This is a genomic window from Rhizobium sullae (genome assembly GCF_025200715.1).
In the GTDB taxonomy this organism is placed as follows: domain Bacteria; phylum Pseudomonadota; class Alphaproteobacteria; order Rhizobiales; family Rhizobiaceae; genus Rhizobium; species Rhizobium sullae.
This window is the reverse complement of sequence record NZ_CP104144.1, coordinates 893,979-914,956: the sequence shown is the minus strand read 5'-3', so window position 1 is coordinate 914,956 and position 20,978 is coordinate 893,979. Positions and strand designations below refer to the sequence as shown.

20 protein-coding genes are annotated in these 20,978 nt (G+C 60.8%); 12 read left to right on the top strand and 8 right to left on the bottom strand.

All coding sequences use genetic code 11. From position 1 onward, the window contains the following. Positions 1–31: 31 nt before the first annotated feature. The 7 genes from N2599_RS25115 to N2599_RS25085 form a co-directional block, all read right to left on the bottom strand. A complete protein-coding gene (locus N2599_RS25115) occupies positions 32–820 on the bottom strand; it encodes a crotonase/enoyl-CoA hydratase family protein (protein ID WP_027511664.1) in 789 nt (262 codons plus the stop codon). After that, positions 820–1,689, bottom strand: a complete 870-nt coding sequence (locus N2599_RS25110; protein ID WP_027511665.1) for a hydroxymethylglutaryl-CoA lyase — start codon at positions 1,687–1,689, stop codon at positions 820–822. The genes N2599_RS25115 and N2599_RS25110 overlap by 1 nt, the downstream gene beginning before the upstream one ends. After that, complete coding sequence (locus N2599_RS25105) at positions 1,689–3,668, bottom strand: acetyl/propionyl/methylcrotonyl-CoA carboxylase subunit alpha (protein ID WP_027511666.1); 1,980 nt, start codon at positions 3,666–3,668, stop codon at positions 1,689–1,691. Before N2599_RS25105 ends, N2599_RS25110 begins: the two co-directional genes overlap by 1 nt. A gap of 7 nt (positions 3,669–3,675) precedes the next feature. Continuing rightward, positions 3,676–5,283 (bottom strand): carboxyl transferase domain-containing protein, encoded by a 1,608-nt coding sequence (locus N2599_RS25100; RefSeq protein ID WP_027511667.1) that lies wholly within the window; start codon positions 5,281–5,283, stop codon positions 3,676–3,678. After that, positions 5,280–6,443 carry an isovaleryl-CoA dehydrogenase gene (locus N2599_RS25095; RefSeq protein ID WP_027511668.1) on the bottom strand — a complete coding sequence of 388 codons (1,164 nt, stop codon included), beginning with the start codon at positions 6,441–6,443 and terminating at the stop codon, positions 5,280–5,282. The genes N2599_RS25100 and N2599_RS25095 overlap by 4 nt, the downstream gene beginning before the upstream one ends. A gap of 264 nt (positions 6,444–6,707) precedes the next feature. Continuing rightward, positions 6,708–7,739 carry a hydroxyacid dehydrogenase gene (locus tag N2599_RS25090; protein ID WP_027511669.1) on the bottom strand — a complete coding sequence of 344 codons (1,032 nt, stop codon included), beginning with the start codon at positions 7,737–7,739 and terminating at the stop codon, positions 6,708–6,710. A 126-nt stretch (positions 7,740–7,865) separates the two neighbouring features. Continuing rightward, the gene (locus N2599_RS25085) at positions 7,866–8,057 is read right to left on the bottom strand and encodes a hypothetical protein (protein ID WP_037142778.1); all 192 of its coding nucleotides are present in this window, start codon (positions 8,055–8,057) and stop codon (positions 7,866–7,868) included. 215 nt (positions 8,058–8,272) lie between these two features. Between N2599_RS25085 and N2599_RS25080 the strand changes: the two genes are divergently transcribed. Then, a complete protein-coding gene (locus N2599_RS25080; protein ID WP_027511671.1) occupies positions 8,273–8,479 on the top strand; it encodes a hypothetical protein in 207 nt (68 codons plus the stop codon). Between the two features lie 101 nt (positions 8,480–8,580). On the opposite strand, the gene N2599_RS25075 is transcribed toward N2599_RS25080, so the two are convergent. Continuing rightward, entirely contained in the window at positions 8,581–9,087 is a 507-nt protein-coding gene (locus N2599_RS25075; protein ID WP_260308577.1) for an Hsp20/alpha crystallin family protein, read from the bottom strand. Between the two features lie 349 nt (positions 9,088–9,436). Here N2599_RS25075 and groES point away from each other — a divergent pair, with 349 nt between their 5' ends. The 11 genes from groES to N2599_RS25020 all read left to right on the top strand — a co-directional run bounded on the left by groES (position 9,437) and on the right by N2599_RS25020 (position 20,774). Beyond that, the gene (groES, locus tag N2599_RS25070) at positions 9,437–9,751 is read left to right on the top strand and encodes a co-chaperone GroES (RefSeq protein ID WP_027513804.1); all 315 of its coding nucleotides are present in this window, start codon (positions 9,437–9,439) and stop codon (positions 9,749–9,751) included. A gap of 55 nt (positions 9,752–9,806) precedes the next feature. Further along, complete coding sequence (groL, locus tag N2599_RS25065; RefSeq protein WP_100771971.1) at positions 9,807–11,438, top strand: chaperonin GroEL; 1,632 nt, start codon at positions 9,807–9,809, stop codon at positions 11,436–11,438. Positions 11,439–11,491: 53 nt separating this feature from the next. Beyond that, positions 11,492–11,728: a hypothetical protein gene (locus N2599_RS25060; protein ID WP_027513802.1), complete on the top strand. Its 237-nt coding sequence runs from the start codon at positions 11,492–11,494 to the stop codon at positions 11,726–11,728. A gap of 177 nt (positions 11,729–11,905) precedes the next feature. Then, complete coding sequence (locus N2599_RS25055; RefSeq protein ID WP_027513801.1) at positions 11,906–12,193, top strand: hypothetical protein; 288 nt, start codon at positions 11,906–11,908, stop codon at positions 12,191–12,193. 160 nt (positions 12,194–12,353) lie between these two features. Continuing rightward, positions 12,354–13,379 (top strand): LacI family DNA-binding transcriptional regulator, encoded by a 1,026-nt coding sequence (locus tag N2599_RS25050; RefSeq protein ID WP_051336857.1) that lies wholly within the window; start codon positions 12,354–12,356, stop codon positions 13,377–13,379. A gap of 40 nt (positions 13,380–13,419) precedes the next feature. Beyond that, complete coding sequence (locus N2599_RS25045; RefSeq protein ID WP_027513799.1) at positions 13,420–14,658, top strand: ABC transporter substrate-binding protein; 1,239 nt, start codon at positions 13,420–13,422, stop codon at positions 14,656–14,658. A 77-nt stretch (positions 14,659–14,735) separates the two neighbouring features. Beyond that, positions 14,736–15,650 carry a carbohydrate ABC transporter permease gene (locus N2599_RS25040; protein WP_027513798.1) on the top strand — a complete coding sequence of 305 codons (915 nt, stop codon included), beginning with the start codon at positions 14,736–14,738 and terminating at the stop codon, positions 15,648–15,650. Further along, positions 15,647–16,510: a carbohydrate ABC transporter permease gene (locus N2599_RS25035; protein WP_027513797.1), complete on the top strand. Its 864-nt coding sequence runs from the start codon at positions 15,647–15,649 to the stop codon at positions 16,508–16,510. The genes N2599_RS25040 and N2599_RS25035 overlap by 4 nt, the downstream gene beginning before the upstream one ends. A 24-nt stretch (positions 16,511–16,534) precedes the next feature. Continuing rightward, complete coding sequence (locus N2599_RS25030; RefSeq protein WP_027513796.1) at positions 16,535–18,463, top strand: glycoside hydrolase family 127 protein; 1,929 nt, start codon at positions 16,535–16,537, stop codon at positions 18,461–18,463. A gap of 10 nt (positions 18,464–18,473) precedes the next feature. Further along, positions 18,474–19,550 (top strand): ABC transporter ATP-binding protein, encoded by a 1,077-nt coding sequence (locus N2599_RS25025; protein ID WP_027513795.1) that lies wholly within the window; start codon positions 18,474–18,476, stop codon positions 19,548–19,550. A 105-nt stretch (positions 19,551–19,655) separates the two neighbouring features. Continuing rightward, positions 19,656–20,774, top strand: a complete 1,119-nt coding sequence (locus N2599_RS25020) for an IS110 family RNA-guided transposase (RefSeq protein WP_260308238.1) — start codon at positions 19,656–19,658, stop codon at positions 20,772–20,774. The last annotated feature ends 204 nt before the right edge of the window (positions 20,775–20,978 follow it).

The following is a 20,978-nucleotide window of genomic DNA, read 5'->3' as shown; positions in this document are numbered from 1 at the left end:
TAAATCAAAATAGGCGCAAAATACGCTCAATTCAAGCATCGCGACGCCAGGATGGACTCCGGCGTTCGAAGAAGGCGGCGATGCCTTCGCGCGCCTCTTCCGTTTCCCAGGTGTCCGCCAATTGCTTAATAACGCTTTCGACGACCGTGTCCGTGATCGGCATTCCAAGCGAACGTCCAAGCATTTTGGCTCTTGCCGCTGCCTCGGGCGATGCTTTCAGGAAATGCGCGACTTCGGCTTCGACTGCCGCATCGAGATCCTCGGCGTGTACAACATGCTCAACCAACCCGGCAGCCTTTGCCTCCGATGCGCTGATCAGTTTACCGGACATGAAGAGCGGCCGGGCGGCACCTTCGCCGATCCGGGCGATGACGAAGGGGCTGATCGTCGCCGGGATGATACCCAAACGAACCTCGGTCAGGCCGAAACGCGCGCTTTCGGCGGCGATCACCAGATCGCAGATGCTGAGAAGGCCGACACCGCCACCAAAGGCGTTGCCCTGGGCACGGGCGATCATCGGCTTCGGAAGATCGTTCAGCGCTCGGAACATCGTGGCAAGCCGCCTTGCTTCGGAAATCCGCTCGGCGCGTCCGGCATTAAATTGCGCGCGCATCCAGCCAAGATCACCGCCCGCGCAGAAACTTGCGCCCTCGCCGGCAAGCACGATAACCCGAACGCCGCGGTCGGTACCCAGCGCCGTTGCTGCCGCGATCAGTTCATCCATCATCTCGGCCGAGATCGCGTTATGCTTTTCGGGCCGCGCAAGCGTCAGCCGTGCGACGCCGCGGGCGTCGATGTCGATGCGAAGCGCTTTTGGCATCACGGCTCACTCCTTAACGCGCGGGCAAAGGCCGCTGCCTGCCGCAGCTTATCTTCCGCCAGCCCTGTCGAAAAACCCCTTGCCGCCAGATGCCGTGCAACGGCCATCGTGTCGACATTGCCCTTTGCGCCCGGCGCATAAGGACAGCCCCCGAGCCCGCCGATCGAGGCATCGACGACGCGAAGCCCAAGGTCGAGCGCAACGTCGATATTTTCGAGCGCGCGGCCTGAGGTATCGTGAAAATGGCCGGCGAGCATCGCAGCCGGCGCCTCATCAAGCACGGCCGCGAGCATCCTCCCTATGGCTTCCGGTGTTCCGCGGCCGATCGTATCGCCAAGGCTGATCTCATAGCACCCCAGTTCCCTCAGCCATGCCGTAGCCTTCGCGGCATTGGCGGGCGGTACGGTACCTTCATAAGGGCATTCGACGACGCAGCTGACATAGCCGCGCATCGGAATGCCGTGCTCGCGGCTTGCCTGCGCGACTGGGCGGAAACGGTCGATGCTTTCGGCGATCGAGCAATTGATATTATGCTGGGAAAAGCTTTCGGAAGCTGCGGCAAAGATCGCGATCTCATCCGCCTTCGCCGTAAGCGCCGCCTCAAAACCCTTCATGTTGGGGGTGAGCACGGCATAGCGCACGCCGGGTTTGCGGCGAATACCGGCCATCACGTCAGCAGCGTCTGCAAGCTGCGGCACCCATTTTTCGCTCACGAAACTCGTCACCTCGATGCGCTCGTAACCGCAATCGGACAGCATATCGACAAGCGCAATCTTGTCCGCTGTCGCAATGAACTGCTTCTCGTTTTGCAGACCATCACGCGGCGCCATCTCGACGATCGAGACATGTTCCTGATGGGAAGTAGTCATCATGCCTCCCCGGCCTTCAGTGTCACAAGGACGGCGCCCTCGGAAACCTGCTGGCCCTCGCCCGCCTGAACGCTTTCCACGATGCCGTCCCGCACGGCCGTCAGCGTCAGCTCCATTTTCATGGCCTCCATGACGATCAGCGGTTCGCCCTTCGAGACGACGGCACCTTCGCTTGTCCGCACGATCTTGATGAAGCCCGGCATCGGAGCAATGAGACGATCGCCAGCCTCCGCTTCCAAGGCAGTACCGTCCAGCGGATCGGCAAGCGCAAAGAGATGCAAGTTGCCGTCAAGCCTCAAACACAGCCGATGCGGACCGCGCTCGATCCCGACCGACACCTGCCTGCCATCGGCTTCCACCTGCAACCGGTCGGCATGGCGGCTGATGATCCTGATGGGGATCACGCGATGGCCGTCATGAACGGCGAACATGTCAAAGCCCCGCGCAACGACCCGCAGATTTGCAAGACCGCCTGCATGGTCCAACGTCACAACGCGCTGCATCTCGCTCCAAAGCTGCCAATGGCCGAGCGTATCCCAAGGATCAGAGCCTGGCCTTTTTCCTTCCAACGACAGCACCGCCGCAAGCGCAATCACGGTGTCTTCAGCAGTCGGAATTGCCGTCAGCGTTTCAAGATTGCGCTCGATCAAATCAGTGTCTGGATGGCCGGAGACGAAGTCCTCCTGACGGCTCAGATTGGCGAGAAAGCCGATATTGCTCACCGTCCCGCCGATGTGCGAGGCCTGCAGTGCCCGGGTCAACGCCGCCAGTGCCGCGCGGCGGCTCGGACCATGCACGATCATCTTTGCGATCAGCGGATCGTAATGGGCAGAAATCCGGTCACCTGCCCTGACGCCCGCATCGATCCGCACGCCGTCCTCCGGAAAACGCATCTCATCGATCACGCCTGTCGCAGGCAAAAAGCCCCTTTCTGCATCCTCTGCGTAAATGCGCGCCTCGAACGCCCAGCCGTCGATCTTCAGCTCGGATTGCTTCTTCGGAAGCGGCTCACCCGCTGCCACGCGCAATTGCCATTCGACGAGATCAACGCCCGTAATCGCCTCCGTTACAGGGTGCTCGACCTGCAGGCGCGTGTTCATCTCCATGAAGAAGAAGCGGTCCGGCCACAGCCCGTTCGAGACATCGGCGATGAACTCCACTGTACCGGCGCCGCGATAATCGATCGCCCGGGCCGCGCGGACAGCCGCCTCGCCCATGGCGCGGCGCATCTCGGCCGTCATACCCGGGGCTGGCGCTTCCTCGATGACCTTCTGGTGGCGCCGCTGCAGTGAACAATCGCGCTCGAAAAGATGGACGACATTGCCGTGCCGGTCGCCGAAAACCTGGACCTCGATATGGCGCGGCTGAAGCAGGTACTTCTCGATAAGAACGGCATCATCGCCGAAAGCCCCCTTCGCCTCGCGCTTGGCTGCATCAAGTGCTGCTGAAAAGTCTTCCGCCCGGTCGACGCGGCGCATGCCCTTGCCGCCGCCGCCGGCCCGCGCCTTGATGAGGACGGGGAAGCCGATCCCGGCTGCCTCGCCCGCCAAAAGGTCGGGCTCCTGACTGTCGCCGTGATAGCCGGGCACGATCGGAACGCCGGCGCTTTCCATCAGGGCCTTGGCGGCATCCTTGCGGCCCATTGCCCGGATCGCCAATGGCTGCGGGCCGATGAAGACTATTCCTGCCGCCTCGACAGCCTCGGCGAACTCGGCATTTTCCGAAAGGAAGCCATAGCCCGGATGGATCGCCTGGGCTCCTGCCCTTTTCGCCGCCGCGACAACGCGCTCGATCGAGAGATAGCTTTCATGGGCCGCCGCACCACCGATGCGGATCGCTTCGTCGGCGAGCCCAGCGTGCTGCGCCCCGCTATCGGCATCAGAATAAACGGCGACGGTGCGGATTCCCATTCGGCGGGCGGTGCGGATGATCCGGCAGGCGATTTCACCACGGTTCGCGATCAGGATCTTTTCAAACATTGCCGCCTCACATCCTGAACAGGCCGAAGCGCGTGTCTTCGATCGGTGCATTCAGCGCAGCTGACAGCGACAGCCCGAGCACATCGCGGCTCTTTGCCGGATCGATGACACCGTCGTCCCAAAGGCGGGCGGAGGCATAGAGCGGATGGCTCTGGCCTTCGAAGAGATCGAGAACGGGCTTCTTGAAAGCCGCCTCGTCGTCTGCATTCCATGGCGTTCCGGCGCGGATCAGCGCTTCGCTACGAACGGTCGCAAGAACGCCTGCAGCCTGCTCGCCACCCATCACGGAAATCCTGCTGTTCGGCCAGGTCCAGAGAAACCGCGGCGAGAAGGCGCGCCCCGCCATGCCGTAATTTCCGGCGCCGAAGGAGCCGCCGATCAGCATGGTGATCTTCGGCACCCTGGTGGTTGCCACAGCCGTGACCAGTTTGGCGCCGTGCTTGGCAATGCCTTCCGTCTCATATTTCCGCCCGACCATGAAGCCGGTGATGTTCTGCAGGAAGACCAGCGGGATTTTCCGTTGCGAGCAAAGCTCGACAAAATGCGTGCCCTTGAGCGCGGATTCGGAAAAGAGGACGCCGTTATTGGCAATGATCCCGACAGGGATCCCGTGGACATGTGCAAAGCCGCAGACGAGCGTGGTGCCGTAGCGCGCCTTGAATTCGTCGAAGCGCGAACCGTCGACGATGCGAGCGATCACCTCGCGGACCTCATAGGGCGTGCGAAGGTCGGTCGGCACGATACCGGCGATCTCTGCCGGATCGTAGAGCGGCGGCTCGGCTTCGCGAAGCTCGATCGTGCGGGCTTTCGTCCGGTTCAGCGAGGCGACGGCGCGGCGCGTCAGCGCGAGGGCATGGGCATCGTCGCGCGCCAGATAGTCGGCAACGCCGGAAAGACGCGTGTGCACGTCGCCGCCGCCGAGTTCTTCTGTCGAAACGACCTCGCCGGTTGCTGCTTTGACGAGCGGCGGTCCGGCGAGGAAGATCGTACCCTGCCCTTCGACGATGATGGCTTCGTCCGACATGGCAGGGACATAGGCACCGCCCGCCGTGCAGGATCCCATCACCACGGCAATCTGCGGGATCCCCGCCGCCGACATGTTGGCCTGGTTGTAGAAGATACGGCCGAAATGATCGCGATCCGGAAAGACTTCGTCCTGGTTCGGCAGATTGGCGCCGCCGGAATCGACGAGATAGATGCAAGGAAGGTTGTTGGCCGCTGCGATCTCCTGCGCTCTTAGATGCTTCTTCACCGTCATCGGATAGTAGGTGCCGCCTTTGACCGTCGCGTCGTTGCAGACGATCATGCATTCGCGCCCGGCGACACGGCCGATTCCAGTGATCAGCCCTGCTGCCGGCGCCTCGCCGCCGTACATGCCATAAGCGGCAGTCGCGGCGATTTCCAGAAACGGCGTCGCCGGATCGATCAGTCCCATGACCCGATCGCGCGGCAGCATCTTGCCTCGGCCCACATGCCGCTCGCGCGCCGCCGTCCCGCCGCCACTCGCAGCCGTTCGTACCGCCTCCTCGATAAGCTTGATAGCTTCCTGCATCGCCGCCTGATTGGCCCTGAAGGTTTCTGAATTGGTCGATATCTGGGATTTGAGTACGGTCATGCCGTCTCCGCGAACAGCTCACGTCCGATCAGCATGCGCCGGATTTCGGAGGTTCCGGCGCCGATCTCATAGAGCTTGGCGTCCCTCAAGAGCCGCCCTGCGGCATAATCGTTGGTGTAGCCGTTGCCGCCGAGCGCCTGGATCGCTTCGAGCGCCATGGCTGTCGCCTTTTCCGCGGCATAAAGAATGCAGCCGGCAGCATCCTTACGGGTCGTCTCGCCGCGGTCGCAGGCAGCCGCCACCGCATAGACATAGGCGCGCGCCGTATTCAGCGTCACATACATGTCGGCAAGCTTGCCCTGCATCAACTGGAATTCGCCGATCGCGCGGCCGAACTGCTTGCGTTCATGCAGATAGGGCAGAACGATATCCACGCAAGCCGCCATGATGCCGAGGGGACCGGCGGAAAGCACCACGCGTTCATAGTCGAGCCCCGACATCAGTATCTTCACGCCGCCGCCAATGGCGCCCAGCACGTTCTCCCCAGGCACTTCGCAATCTGCAAAGATCAGCTCGCAGGTATTTGAACCGCGCATGCCGAGCTTGTCGAGTTTCTGGCCGGTGGAAAAACCCTTGAAGGTCTTCTCGACGAGGAACGCGGTGATACCGCGCGGTCCGGCCTCAGGGTCGGTCTTGGCATAGACCACCAGTACCTCGGCGTCCGGACCGTTGGTGATCCACATCTTGTTGCCGTTCAACACGTATCGGTCGCCACGCTTTTCAGCCTTGAGCTTCATCGAAACGACGTCGGAACCGGCACCCGGTTCGGACATGGCGAGCGCGCCAACATGTTCGCCGGAAATCAGCTTGGGCAAATAGCGGCTCTTTTGCGCGTCGTTGCCGTTGCGGTTGATCTGGTTGACGCAGAGATTGGAATGCGCCCCGTAGCTCAAGCCGACCGAGGCCGAGGCGCGGCTGATCTCCTCCATGGCGACGCAATGGGCGAGATAACCGAGACCTGCTCCGCCATAGGCGTCATCCGCGGTAATGCCGAGCAGGCCCATATCTCCCATCGCGCGCCAGAGCGGCGCTGGAAAATTGTTGCTGCGATCGGTTTCCGCCGCCAGCGGCCCGATGCGCTCGCTTGCAAACCGCCTCACACTTTCGCGCAGAGCGTCGATCTCGTCGCCGAGCGCGAAATTCAAACCACCTGAATACATCCGGCCTCTCCCCTTAGCCGTCGATCCCGCCGTATCGCCGCCAGCATCTGCTCTCCTCCCGAGATCGCAGTGTTGATCCGTGACACCGGAAGCATTGCTCTTCCGCTTCATCGGTCCATGTCAGGACGATAGCACCCGATCCGCAGAATTTCCCCACCAAAAATGCTGCCGTGGCGCATCAATCTTAAAGCAACAGCCTATGATCGCGACATTTTCGTAACGCATGACGGCGCTCGCAGCACGCGGCCACGACACATATTTTGATCAGTTGATCTTCACGCCCTTCGAGCGCATGCGCGATACGGTCTCGCGCTCGGCCCGTTTGCACCGCATCGGCGGCAAGCCGCGGTCCATCAAATCCATGTCCTCCAGCACCATGCCGCCCATCTTCTTGAAGGCGCTGTCCAGTGCGCCGGCCCGATGCGCGGAACGGATAAAGCCTTTCAGGTTCCGCACCGGATGATCAAGCGGTAGCGGCTCTTGCGGATAGACATCGCTTGCCGCGACGATATGGCCGGATGCGACAGCCGATATCAATGCATCGAAATCGACGACATCTGCCCGGCTGAGCAGGATGAAAGCCGCGCCCGGCCGCATGCTGGCAAAGGCCTCGGCACCGAGGAGCCCCTTGTTCTCGCTGGTGACCGCCGCAACGACAAAAACGAAATCGCTTCTCGTCACTACCTCTTCGAGGCTCGCCGCTTCAACGCCGTTCTCCTCCAGGATGGAGCGCGGCAGCCAGGGATCGAAGACCCGGACCTTCGCCCGGAAGCCGGAAAACACGCGCCGCAGCGCTTTGCCGAGATCGCCGAAGCCGATGATGCCGATTTCGGAGCCTCCGATCAGCCGGGCGCTTGCATTGCCCTCTCCACCCCACAGCTCCCTGCCCTCACGAAAGGCGACATCCGCGTCGACGATGCCTCGCGCGAGCGAAAGCGCAAAACCCAGACCGATTTCCGCCACCGGTTCGGCAAAGACCTGCCCCGTCGTCACAACATGGATGCCGCGCTGAAAGAGGATTTCATAGGGCATGTTGTTGATAAGGTTGCTTTCGACGTTCAGCACGCAGCGCAGCGCGGGCATCCGGGCCAGCGTTTCGGCCGACAGCGGCGGCTGACCGATGATGTAGCGCGCCTTGCCCAGAACGTCATCGCCGAGCCCTTCGATATTTTCCGGATCGGCCTCGACGATCTGATATCTGGCGTGCAACTGCTTTCTCGCCTCGGCCGTAAAGATCAGGTCGAGCGTGCGCGGCTCCGGCGCGCTGATCGCCAGCGGCCGCTCGTCATGTATCATCTCTCCTCCTCCCGCAGCTTGCCGCTCGGCTGGCGCGCAGTTTCAGAGCGACGCGGTTTCGATGATGATGGTCATATCGCATATCGGGCGCGGGCAATACTGTCTTCTGCCGATCGCAGACGCCCCTCAGTGATCGAGATCAAGCTTGAGCTTGAGCTGCTCGCCGCCCCGCGTCTTAACGAGATAGGGGTTCGGTGGCCTCATCAGCTGAATCCGTTCGAGCAGCTTCTCGCGCCGTTTCCGGTCGCGCTCGCGAGCCGAGCGCGATGCTGCAACAAAAGCCAAGGCATTCTGTATAACGAGCTCTGCGTGCGTCATGAGAATCTCCGTTGCGTTTGTTCCCTTTATGTTCTCATTTCGCGGTAAAGTCAATCATGCACCGGCGCAGCGCGGTGTGCAGCGATCTCTCGATATCGGGCCTTGTCCAATAATGGCCAAAAATAAGCCGAGGGATTAACCCTTATTTAAGCATGCTCTTGCATACGTCCGAGTTTGTCGCCATGGTATGACCCATAAGGTTGAGGGGTTAAAGCATGGATACTTACAGCGTAAATGCCAAACCTGCGCAGTATGCCGAGCGACTTCGTGATTGCCGGGCATCCTTCGAGCCGATGTTTCTGGAAATCATCAAGGAAGGCCAGAAGAGGGGCTTCAAGCCGGCGGAAGTTGCCATGGCGATCGCCGATGCTGCCGACGACATGATCCTTGAACTCGCCGCAAAGCTCGACACCGCGCACTAGCCGTCGATCGCTGCAATCCAAGGCCGTTGCGAACGAACAGGATCGCTTCTCGCGATCCCATTCGATTTCTCGGCCACGGATGGAGTGCCGTTCGACGGCCGCTAGCCGTTGATCGTGATGCGCTTGGCACGCGATTGCGCCGTTTCGGAGCGTGGCAGGGTGATCGTCAGGACGCCGTTCTTGAAGGACGCGTCGATCTTGTCTTCCTGCACCTCGCTGTTGAGTGAAAGGCGGCGCTCGAAGCGGCCATAGAACCGCTCGGAGAACTGCCGGTCCTTATCCTCGTTGTCGGCGCGCTTTTCGCCGCGGATCGTCAGGATGCCGTTGTCGATCAAAAGTTCGATATCCTTCTCCTCCATTCCCGGGATTTCGGCGAGGATCCGGATGTTCTTATCCGTCTCCGCGACTTCGATCTTCGGCCAGGCGGTTTCGAACATGAAACCGGAGCCGACTGTGGGAAAGCGGCCCTCGAAGCCGCGGAAGACGTCGTCGAACAGCCTGTTCATCTCGCGGTGAAGCGCAAGGAACGGATGCTGGTCTCTGCCTGCATAACCTGTCGGGACCGGACTGTTGCTGCGGCCCCACGGAATAAGATCACGAACACTCATCTCAACCTCCATGCTTGCAAGGCGTCGAAGGATGACCTCATGCGCTCGCCTTTACCTTTGTCGATGGGGCGACATATATGAGTCACCTTCGTCTGGAACACGCTTGATGCTGCGTAGAATTTCTCGCGCATCAGCATAGAGTAAACGCCAATGTCGACGTTTCCGTTCCGGAACGGCGCGTTAGCACTCTCCCCGCAAGAGTGCTAATTTTTTGCTGCAGCCCTCTTGAAATTCGAAAAAATCGGTAGCAGATTTTTTCAGCCGGGCGGGCAAAGAGCCTGGCAGCCGCCGGATCGATCACTCGCTCCGGCAATGAAACATGGATCATCGTTTGTTCATGGAGGAAAACATGACGTTCCGACCGCTTCATGATCGCATTCTCGTCCGCCGTGTGGAGTCCGAAGAGAAGACCAAGGGCGGCATCATCATTCCCGACACTGCCAAGGAAAAGCCGCAGGAGGGAGAAGTCATCGCCGTCGGTCCGGGCGCGCGCAATGATGCCGGCCAGGTCCAGCCGCTCGACGTTAAGGCCGGCGATCGCATTCTGTTCGGCAAGTGGTCTGGCACCGAGATCAAGATCAACGGCGAAGACCTGCTGATCATGAAGGAAAGCGACGTCATGGGCATCATAGAGGCCCCGGCGGTCGACAAGAAGGCCGCCTAATCGGCCTTGGGCTGACCCCATTTCAACGCTGGCTGCCTATGGAGGAGTGAAGAACATGGCTGCTAAAGAAGTCAAATTCCACGCCGATGCCCGTGATCGCATGCTGCGCGGCGTCGACATTCTCGCCAATGCCGTCAAGGTGACGCTCGGCCCGAAGGGCCGCAACGTCGTGATCGACAAATCCTTCGGCGCTCCGCGCATCACCAAGGACGGTGTTTCGGTCGCCAAGGAAATCGAGCTTGAGGACAAGTTCGAAAACATGGGCGCCCAGATGTTGCGCGAGGTCGCGTCGAAGACCAGCGACGTCGCCGGCGACGGCACGACGACGGCAACCGTTCTTGCCCAGGCGATCGTTCGCGAAGGCGCAAAAGCCGTTGCCGCCGGCATGAACCCGATGGACCTGAAGCGCGGTATCGACCTTGCCGTCGATGCCGTCGTCAAGGAACTGAAAAACAACGCCCGCAAAATCTCCAATAATGCCGAAATCGCCCAGGTCGGCTCCATCTCGGCCAATGGCGATCCCGAAATCGGCAACTTCCTTGCCGAGGCCATGCAGAAAGTCGGCAACGAAGGCGTGATCACGGTCGAGGAAGCCAAGACTGCCGAAACCGAACTCGAAGTCGTCGAAGGCATGCAGTTCGACCGCGGATACCTGTCCCCCTACTTCATCACCAATCAGGACAAGATGCGGGTCGAGCTTGAGGATCCCTATATCCTGATCCATGAGAAGAAGCTCTCGAACCTGCAGTCGATGCTCCCGGTTCTCGAAGCTGTCGTCCAGTCCGGCAAGCCGCTGCTCATCATCGCTGAAGACGTCGAAGGCGAAGCGCTTGCAACACTCGTCGTCAACAAGCTGCGCGGCGGCCTGAAGATCGCTGCCGTCAAGGCTCCGGGCTTCGGCGACCGCCGCAAAGCCATGCTCGAGGACATCGCCATCCTGACGGGCGGCACGGTGATCTCCGAAGACCTCGGCATCAAGCTCGAGTCCGTTACCCTCGACATGCTTGGCCGCGCGAAGAAGATCGTCGTCGAGAAAGAAAACACCACGATCATCGACGGCGCCGGCGCCAAGTCGGACATCGAAGGCCGCGTTGCCCAGATCAAGGCGCAGATCGAAGAAACCACCTCCGACTACGACCGCGAAAAGCTGCAGGAACGTCTTGCCAAGCTCGCCGGTGGTGTTGCCGTCATCCGCGTCGGCGGCTCGACGGAAGTCGAAGTGAAGGAAAGGAAGGACCGCGTCGACGATGCGCTGCATGCAACGCGTGCGGCAGTCGAAGAAGGTATCCTGCCGGGTGGCGGAGTGGCGCTGCTGCGCGCCGTCAAGGCGCTCGACAACGTCGCCGTGGCCAATTCGGATCAGCGTGTCGGCGTCGATATCGTCCGGCGCGCTATCGAATCCCCGGTGCGCCAGATCGCCGAGAATGCCGGCGCGGAAGGTTCGATCGTCGTCGGCAAGCTGCGCGAGAAGACCGAGCTTTCCTATGGTTGGAATGCCCAGACCAACGAATACGGCGATCTCTTCAAAATGGGTGTGATCGACCCGGCCAAGGTCGTGCGCACCGCGCTTCAGGATGCTGCCTCTATCGCCGGCCTGCTGGTGACGACGGAGGCCATGATCGCGGAAAAGCCGAAGAAGGAGGGCGCCGCCCCCGCGATGCCCCCCGGAGCCGGCATGGACTTCTAGGTTGACATTCGGCCCGCCTGGCGACCGGCGGGCCGCACGGGATGGAGGTTAGGATGGTTCAGACGATCATCAACCGATCGGACGTGCCGCTTGATGCCCGCGACCTTAAGATGTGCCAATGCGTATTCGACGAGGTTCGGTCGGTAGCCAAAGTCGCCAAGGATTCCGAGGAAGCAGAGCGTATTGCTGCGATCACGATCGAACTTTATCGCCAGGGCGTTCGCAACCCGGACCATCTGAAGGTCATGGTGGGAGCGGCGCGCGGTCTTATCGCGCCGCGCGAAGAGTAGAACCAATCAGATGGCCAGGAACTGGTGATGACCGTCTAGACACCAGGAGTGCGGCGACAATGGCCGGTGTGTTTCACAGATCGCCAATGATCCGGACTCCTCGCTTCTTTTTTAAGGCGGCTCGATGAATCTGTGCTAAGTCGCGGCAAAGAACACCAGATAGGACTTACCGGACCCATGATTGAACTTACGCCATCGCAGATCGCAGCACTGAAACTCGCCAGGGATGGAGATCTTTATCTTCAGCCGACGAAGAAGTGGACGCACCAAAACGCAACGGTGACTTACGCAAGAACCGACCGTTGGAAAGAACGACCGCAGAAAGTGAAATCCGTAACCAGCAAGACCCTGGAAGAATTGAAGGCGCCAGGCTTTCTGGAACGACGCCATCTCGATCATGATGCGTCAAAGGACGTCTACGGGATCACGATGGCCGGCAAGATGTGGCTGCTGAAGAACAAATAAGCCTGCCCAGATCAAGTCTTCGACCCCCGATCAGTCTATCGCTCGGCATAGTCTCGCCTGAGACCGTCGTTTGCGCGCCTCGAAAGCTCAGCTGAGAAAACCTTTTCGCAGTTGACATCTTCGTTGCGAAAAGGTTTTCTCTCATCGAATTGATGGGAGAATGAGACTGAACGACACAGGGGGAAGACAGAGCCGGATAACGATCCATGATCTAGCGGCCGCAGCCGGCGTCAGCATCTCGACGGCGTCGAAGGCGTTGAACGATGCGGGCCGCGTGGGCGAGGAAACGCGCGAGCGGGTCAAGCGCATCGCGCTGGAAATCGGCTTCAGGCCGAACGCGCTAGCGCGTGGCCTCTTGAGCAAGCGCAGCTTCACTATCGGGCTCTTGACCAACGACACTTATGGCCGCTTCACGCTCCCGGTGATGGCAGGCATTTCGGAGGCGTTGGTCGACCACGGGGTTTCGGTTTTCCTGTGCGCGATCGAGGATGATCCGACTCTTGGGCAGATTCACGTGGATGCGATGCTGGACAAGCAGGTCGATGGCATCATCGCATCGGGTAAGCGGCTCGACCGGCGGCTGCCGGTCGATCTATCAAGCCTTCCGGTCCCAGTGGTCTACGCCTTTACGGAAGGCACGCCGGGCAGCGTCAGCTTCCGCTCGGATGACGCACAGGGCGCAAGGCTCGCGATGGAGTGGCTGATCGCACTCGGGCGTTCCCGCATCGCCCATATTACCGGTCCTGAAAGCTTTTTTTCGGTTTGCGAGCGCGCCTCGGCCTACCGCGAGATCGCAGGTGACAGTGAGCCGGTCCTCTACGGCGCGTGGGCAGAGGCCTGGGGTCATGAGGCAGTCGGCCGCATATGGAGCCGCGCCGGAGAAAAACCCGATGGCATCTTCTGCGGCAACGACCAGATCGCCCGCGGTGTCGTCGATGCGCTTCGCGAGCGGGGCGTCAAAGTGCCGGAGGACGTCTCGGTCGTCGGATTCGACAATTGGGAGATCGTCGCCGCGCAGACGCGGCCGCCGCTGACGACGGTCGACATGGAATTGAAGGAACTCGGCCGTCAGGCAGGGTTGACCGTGCTTGCGCTCGCCGAGGGCAGGCCTGTCGAGCCCGGAGTGAGGAAATTGCCGTGCCGTTTGGTCGTGCGGCAGTCGTGCGGGGGTGCCTGCAAGGTATGAGAAACGGCGCGAGGAGACGCGCCATATTGGGAGGAACGTCATGATCAAGCGTCTATTGGCAGCGACCAGCATCGCTACCCTATGCCTGGTATCGGGAGCATCGGCCGCCGAAAAAGTTGAAATGTGGGTCCGCTCGGGGATCGGCGACGCCTTCAAGAAGGTCGTTGAAGCCTATAATGCCAGCCACGAAAACCAGGTCAACGCAACCGAAGTGCCGTTTTCCGAACTGGTGCAGAAATATGCAACGGCGATCGCCGGCGGACAAGCGCCCGACGCCCTTTCGATGGACCTCATCTACAACCCCGCCTTTGCTGCGGCCGGCCAGTTGGAAGACCTGACGGACTGGGCAAAATCCCTGCCCTATTTCAACGCGCTGTCGCCGTCGCATGTTCGCCTCGGCACCTATCAGGACCGCATTTACGGCCTACCGCTCTCAGTCGAGACCTCGGTCTTTGCCTGGAACAAAGACCTCTACAAGAAGGCCGGCCTAGACCCGGAAAAGGCGCCGGCGACCTGGGACGAGATTACCGCCAACGCAGAAAAGATCCGCGCGCTCGGTGACGACACCTATGGCTTCTATTTCTCAGGTGGCGGCTGCGGCGGCTGCATGATCTTCACCTTCACCCCGCTCGTCTGGGGTGGCGGCGCCGATATCCTCTCGGCCGACAGCAAGACGGCGACGCTCGATACGCCGCAAATGCGCAAGGCGGTCGATATCTATCGCAACATGGTCAAGAAGGACTTCGTGCCGGCAGGTGCGGCAAGCGACAACGGTACGAACTTCCTGACCTTTACGAACGGCAAGATCGGCCAGCAAAGCCTCGGCGCCTTTGCCATCGGCACGCTTGTGACCGAGCATCCGGACATCAACTTCGGCGTGACCCTCATTCCAAGTGTCGATGGAAAGCCCTCCTCCTTCGCAGGCGGCGATAATTTCGTCATCACCAAGGGCACGAAAAAGATCGATGCAGTGAAGGAATTCCTCGAATACATCTATTCGATGGACGGCCAGAAGGTCATGGCACAGTACGGCAGCCTGCCGACGCGCGGCGACATCGCCCAAAAGGTGCTGGAGGGGCTCGATCCGCGTATGCAGGTCGGACTTGAGGCGATCAGCGTTGCCAAGACGCCCTATACGCTGCAGTTCAACGATCTGATCAACAGCGCCAACGGCCCGTGGGCTACCTTCACCAATGCCGCGATTTTCGGCGACGATGTCGACGGCGCCTTTTCAAACGCCCAATCGGAAATGCAGTCGATCATAGACAGCGGCCAATAACGTCTCTCCCGGCCGTGGGCCGGGGAGCGGTGGCAGCTTCCCGGCCAATCTTAATGACAGATGCGGAGCGTTTTTCGATGATAGGTTCAGGCTTGCAGCGCCAATCGTCCGCGCCCAGGCGGCGAAGATCGCAATGGCGTGGCCTTGCCTATATCGCACCCGCCATGGCGCTCGTCATCGTCTTCTTCATCATGCCGGTTATCTTCACCGGATGGATGAGCCTTCATAACTGGCCGCTGATGGGGGCCTCGCGCTGGATCGGGTTCAACAACTATTTCCGCATGTATAACGACGGCCGCTTCATGACGGCGCTGAATTTCACGGCCTATTATACCGTGATCGTCACTGTCGCGATCTTCGTGGTCGCCTTTCCGCTGGCGGTCTTCGTCGAAAAGGAACGGCAGTTCGTCAGCGCCTACCGCACGATCATCTTTCTGCCAGTCGTCGTCGGCCTTGCAACTGCCTCCCTGCTTTGGGTGTGGCTTGCCAATGTCGACAGCGGGTTCATCGGTCCTGCCTTGAAAGGCCTCGGCCTCGTCGAGAAAAGCCCAAACCTGCTTGCGACCTTCGATACGGCGTTTCTGACTGTTGTCGTAATGGTCGTCTGGAAGATCGCGGGCTTTACCATGATCATCCTTTTGACAGGGCTTCAGGCTATTCCTGCAGAACTGACGGAGGCGGCCCGCATCGATGGCGCCGGCCGTTGGCAGCGGTTCGTGCATCTGACGCTGCCCTTGATGCGCAAGACGATCGCGCTGGCGCTGATCGTCTCCGTCACCGGTTCGGTCCTTGCCTTTGACCAGTTCTACATCATGACGGCCGGCGGACCGCAGAACAAGATGATCTCGGTCGTCTATTACATCTTCAATCAGTCCTTCGTGTCCTTCAACCTCGGCTATGGCGCAGCGCTGTCGATCGTGCTTCTCGCGATCCTGGTGGCGATCAGCATCATACAGCTCTGGCTGCTTCGTGTCGGGGAGGATCGCCCATGATCTCCGCGAAGGAACGCCGCGCGCGCAAGCGCCTCCGCTCGAAGTCGGCCTACCACCTGACGGGGATCGCCATCGCGATCTTCTTTCTGGCGCCATTCGCCGTCACGCTGCTTGCCTCGTTCCGGCACGGAACCGAAGCGAGCCTGCCGCCTCTGCCGCCATGGCCGACGACGGGTGTGAGCTTCGATTCCTACAGATTGCTGGATACGTTCGGCGCCGGCATCTGGCGGCACATGGTCAATTCGCTGCTCGTCTCGCTTGCCACCGTTGTCCTGACAGTCGTGGTCAGCCTGCTCGCGGGATACGGATTTTCGCGCTATCGGTTTCCGCTGAAGAACGTGCTCTTCGTGCTGATCATCATGACGCTGATGATCCCCTTCCAGTCGATCCTGACGCCGCTCTTCATCATCCTTGCAAAGCTCGGGCTCAACAATTCGCTGCTCGGGCTGACGCTCGTCTATGTGACCCTGCAGCTTCCCTTTTCCGTCTTCATGATGCGCAATGCTTTCGATGCCGTCCCGAAAGAGATCGAGGAGGCTGCGCGTATCGACGGCGCGCGCGATTTGAAGCTCCTTGTGCGCGTGCTGTTGCCGCTTGTCCTGCCCGGTGTCGCGACCGTCGCGATCTTTGCGTTCCTCAATGCCTGGAACGAGTTCCTTGCGGCACTCGTGCTGCTTTCCAGTAATGAGAAATACACCCTGCCCGTCCTCATGACGGCGGTGCGCGCCGGCCGCCTCGGCGCGATCAACTGGGGCGCGGTGCAGGCCGGCGTCGTCGTCATGACGATCCCCTGCCTCATCGTCTTCCTGCTTCTGCAACGCTACTACATGCGCGGGCTCATGGCCGGCGCGGTGAAGTGATCTCAAGACAAAATGGATGAAGCCATGAACAAGCTGAAAAGAGACCGCCAGTTCCGCCCCCTTCCCGTTCCGAGCGTCGAATTGCACGGGCTCTTCGGCGATCGTCAGGACGCGATCTGCGCGTCCACGGCCGAGACGCTTCTCGACCGTTGCGTGGCGGCCGGCATGCTGCGCGCGATCGATACGAGCCAGCCAGGCCCCGGCGTCGTGATCCCGATCCAGCCCTGGGGCGGCACGACGCAGATGTTCTGGGACAGCGACCTTGGCAAATCAATCGAGACGGTCGCCTATTCGCTCTACCGGCGCCCCAATCCGCAGTTGGAAGCCCGCGTCGACGACATTATCGGCATGTATGAGAAACTGCAGGACAAGGATGGCTATCTCAACGCCTGGTTCCAGCGCGTCCAGCCAGGCCGTCGCTGGGCCAATCTGCGCGACCACCACGAGCTTTATTGCGCCGGCCATCTGATCGAGGGCGCGGTTGCCTATTATCAGGCGACGGGCAAGCGCAAGCTGCTCGATATCATGTGCCGGTATGCCGACTACGTGATCAAGGTCTTCGGCCACGGCGAAGGCCAGATACCGGGCTATTGCGGCCATGAAGAGATCGAGTTGGCGCTGGTCAGACTCGCCCGCGTGACCGGCGAGAAGAAGTATCTGGATCTCGCCAAGTATTTCATCGACGAGCGCGGCGCCGAGCCGCATTTCTTTACCGAAGAGGCGATCCGCGACGGCCGCGATCCGGCAAATTTCATCCAGAGTACCTACGAATACAACCAGGCTCACGAGCCGGTGCGGCAGCAAAAGAAGGTGGTCGGCCATGCGGTGCGTGCCATGTATCTTTATTCCGGCATGGCAGACATCGCGACGGAATATAACGACGATACCCTGACCGCCGCACTCGAAACACTCTGGGACGACCTCACGACCAAGCAGATGTACATCACCGGCGGCATCGGCCCAGCCGCGTCCAATGAAGGGTTCACCGACTACTACGACCTGCCGAACGAGAGCGCCTACGCCGAAACCTGCGCCTCGGTCGGCCTGGTGTTCTGGGCCAGCCGCATGCTGGGCCGCGGTCCCGATCGCCGCTATGCCGACATCATGGAGCAGGCGCTTTACAATGGCGCAATGGCCGGCATTTCGCTCGACGGCAGGACGTTCTTCTATGAAAATCCGCTTGAGAGCGCCGGCAAGCACCATCGCTGGATCTGGCATCACTGCCCCTGCTGCCCGCCGAACATTGCGCGCCTGCTGTCCTCCATCGGATCTTATATGTATGCCGTTGCCGACGACGAGATTGCCGTCCATCTCTATGGAGAAAGCAGGGCGCGCTTTGAAATCGCGGGCTCGAAGATCACGCTCGCGCAGGAGACGCGCTATCCTTGGGATGGCGCCATCCATTTTTACATCGAGATGGAAAAACCGGCGCATTTCGCCGTGTCGCTCCGCATCCCCGAATGGGCCGACGGCGCCGCAATCAAGGTGAATGGCGAGGCGCTCGATCTTTCATCCGTGATGCTCGACGGCTATGCCCGCATCGAACGGGAATGGAAGAGCGGCGATCATGTCAATCTCGACATTCCCCTTGCGGCGCGCTCGCTCTTTGCCAATCCGCTGGTGCGCCAGGATGCCGGCCGCACGGCTTTGATGCGCGGGCCGCTTGTCTATTGCGTCGAAGCGACTGACAACGGTTCCGGCTTGAACGGTATCCGGCTCAGCGCCGATGCGTCAAAAGCCACAACTGCCGAGATCGCCGAGCTTCGCGGCGCCGTCGCTTTGGATCTGCCGGTGACACGCGATGAAACCGATTGGGGCAACATGCTTTACAGGACGTCGCCGCCGCAGGCACGCGAAGCGACCGCGCGCTTTGTGCCCTACCCGTTCTGGGATAACCGCGCTCCGGGTGAGATGCTTGTCTGGGTCAGAGCAGGTGGCTCGAGCGGTGAGTAAAGTGAGTAAGTTGACAGATACTGGCGTCGTGCTGTCCGGCGTCCGAAAGAGCTTCGCCAGCTTCGATGTCATCCATGGCATCGACCTTGAAATCGCCGAGGGCTCCTTTGTCGTCTTCGTCGGCCCCTCCGGCTGCGGAAAGTCGACGCTGCTTCGCATGATCGCCGGCCTCGAAGAGGTCACGGACGGCGAGATCGAGATCAAGGGACGCAACGTCACCGATCTCGATCCGTCGGACCGGGGCATCGCCATGGTGTTTCAGTCCTACGCTCTTTATCCGCACATGAGCGTGCGCGAAAACCTCGCCTTCGGGCTGAAGATGGCGAAAACGGCGGCAGCCGAGATCGAGACACGCGTGAAGGCGGCGTCCGGGATTCTGAAGATCGAGCATCTGCTCGACCGCAGGCCCGGCCAGCTCTCAGGCGGTCAGCGCCAGCGCGTCGCGATCGGCCGGGCAATCGTGCGCAAGCCAGACGTCTTCCTGTTCGACGAACCACTGTCGAACCTGGATGCGGAGTTACGGGTCTCGATGCGCATCGAAATCGCCCGGCTGCATCGCGAGCTCGGCAACACGATGATCTATGTGACGCATGACCAGACTGAGGCGATGACGCTTGCCGACAAGATCGTCGTTCTGCGCGATGGACGCATCGAACAAGTGGGAACGCCGCGCGAAGTCTACGAGAATCCGGCCAATGTCTTCGTCGCGGGCTTCATCGGCTCACCGCGAATGAACCTTCTGGAAGCCGCATGGACCGGTGACGGCACGATCAGAATCGCCGGCACCGTCATCCCGGCACCGATTGCAGCCGGCAAGCTTTCAGCCGGCGACAGGCTGACGTTCGGCGTTCGCCCGGAGCATTTCGTTGTCGCTGAGGCTGGGGCGGAGACCCTAAAAGCTAAGGTCGATTTTTCCGAGTATTTGGGTGGAACCCAGTATCTATACTGTCAGCTCGAAGATGGCCAGACCGTCACCGCAGAACACAGGTCGCAGCTGGCAATCGAGGCCGGCGACACTGTCCATCTTGCAAGCGAGACGACCGAGCGCCGTTTCTTCGATGCAAATGGGCAGCGCCTGGCAGGTTAGACCGTATGTTCGTGGGGTGAAGGTGGCCCGCCCCCGCGTTAAGCTGAATTCGGGGGTTGCTCTGGATTGGCCGGAGCCGAGCCCCATGCTTAGCGAGGGCGAACCATGAAAGAGAATAGCGTACTTTTCATCGGCTTGGATACGTCGAAGCTGAAGATTTCAGTGGCGGTTGCCGATGGCGGTCGTAACGGCGAGGTGCGGTTTTTCGGCGATATCTCGTCGGAGCCGGCGTCGGTGGCGTCGATGGTCGCCAAGCTTTCCAAGCGTGGAGCCAAGCTTCATTTTTGTTATGAAGCCGGCCCGACCGGTTACGGTCTTTATCGCCAGATTGTTGAACTGGGGCATGACTGCGTGGTGGTGGCGCCATCGCTGGTGCCCAGGCGTGCGGGCGACCGGGTGAAGACCAACCGCCGCGATGCCGTAAGCCTGGCGCGCCTGCACCGGGCGGGCGAGCTGACGGCGGTCTGGGTCCCGGATGAAGGCCATGAGGCGATCCGCGACCTGGTGCGGGCCCGCGAGGCTGCCAACGACGCGTTGAAGCAGGCACGTCAGCAACTCCAATCCTTTCTCCTGCGGCACGGCCGGATTTATACCGGCCGCACGCCATGGACGCATGCCCATACAAGATGGCTGGCGCGCCAGGCCTTCGATCATCCCGCCCACCACATCCTGTTGGCGGAATTTTGCCAGGCCATCGAGGATGCCGGCGTGCGTCTGGACAGGCTGACAAAGCTGGTTGCCGAGACCGCGGCATCCTGGTCGATGGCGCCGGTTGTGGCCGCCTATCAAGCGATGCGCGGCGTCGCGTTCATGACAGCGGTCACCTTTGTGGTCGAAATCGGCGATGTCCGGCGCTTTGGCAATCCTCGCCAGCTGATGGCGTATCTCGGTCTCGTGCCATCGGAAAGCTCAACCGGCGAACGGGTCAAACGTGGTGGGATCACCAAGGCAGGCAACACAAGGGCGCGAAGGGTCCTCGTCGAAGGAGCCTGGACATATCGCTTCCCGGCTCGCGTGAGCCCGGCGATCCAGGCCCGGCTGGATGGCCTGCCAAGAGCGGTTCGAGAGATTGCCTGGAAAGGTCAGGTGCGGCTTTGCGCGCGCTATCGCAAGCTGATGGCGGCAGGCAAGCCGAAGGTCGTCGCGGTCACCGCCGTTGCCCGGGAAATGGCAGCGTTCCTGTGGGCGATCGGGCAGGAGGTCGCTCCCACAGCAAAAATCTAAAGCCAATCGTCGGCGCAATGCGCGACAAACCAGTCAAGACGCAAACATCTGCTGTTGAACAAAGATGGAGGCAGGGCTCCGGTGGGGAACCCTCGTCATCTCTATGTGGCGGATAAAATCCATGCCCGATGTTAGACAGAAGCAGCCCCAGACGAACACACGGAAATGCGGTACCCAGCCCGCGCATAAGAGTATGCCAGCCGT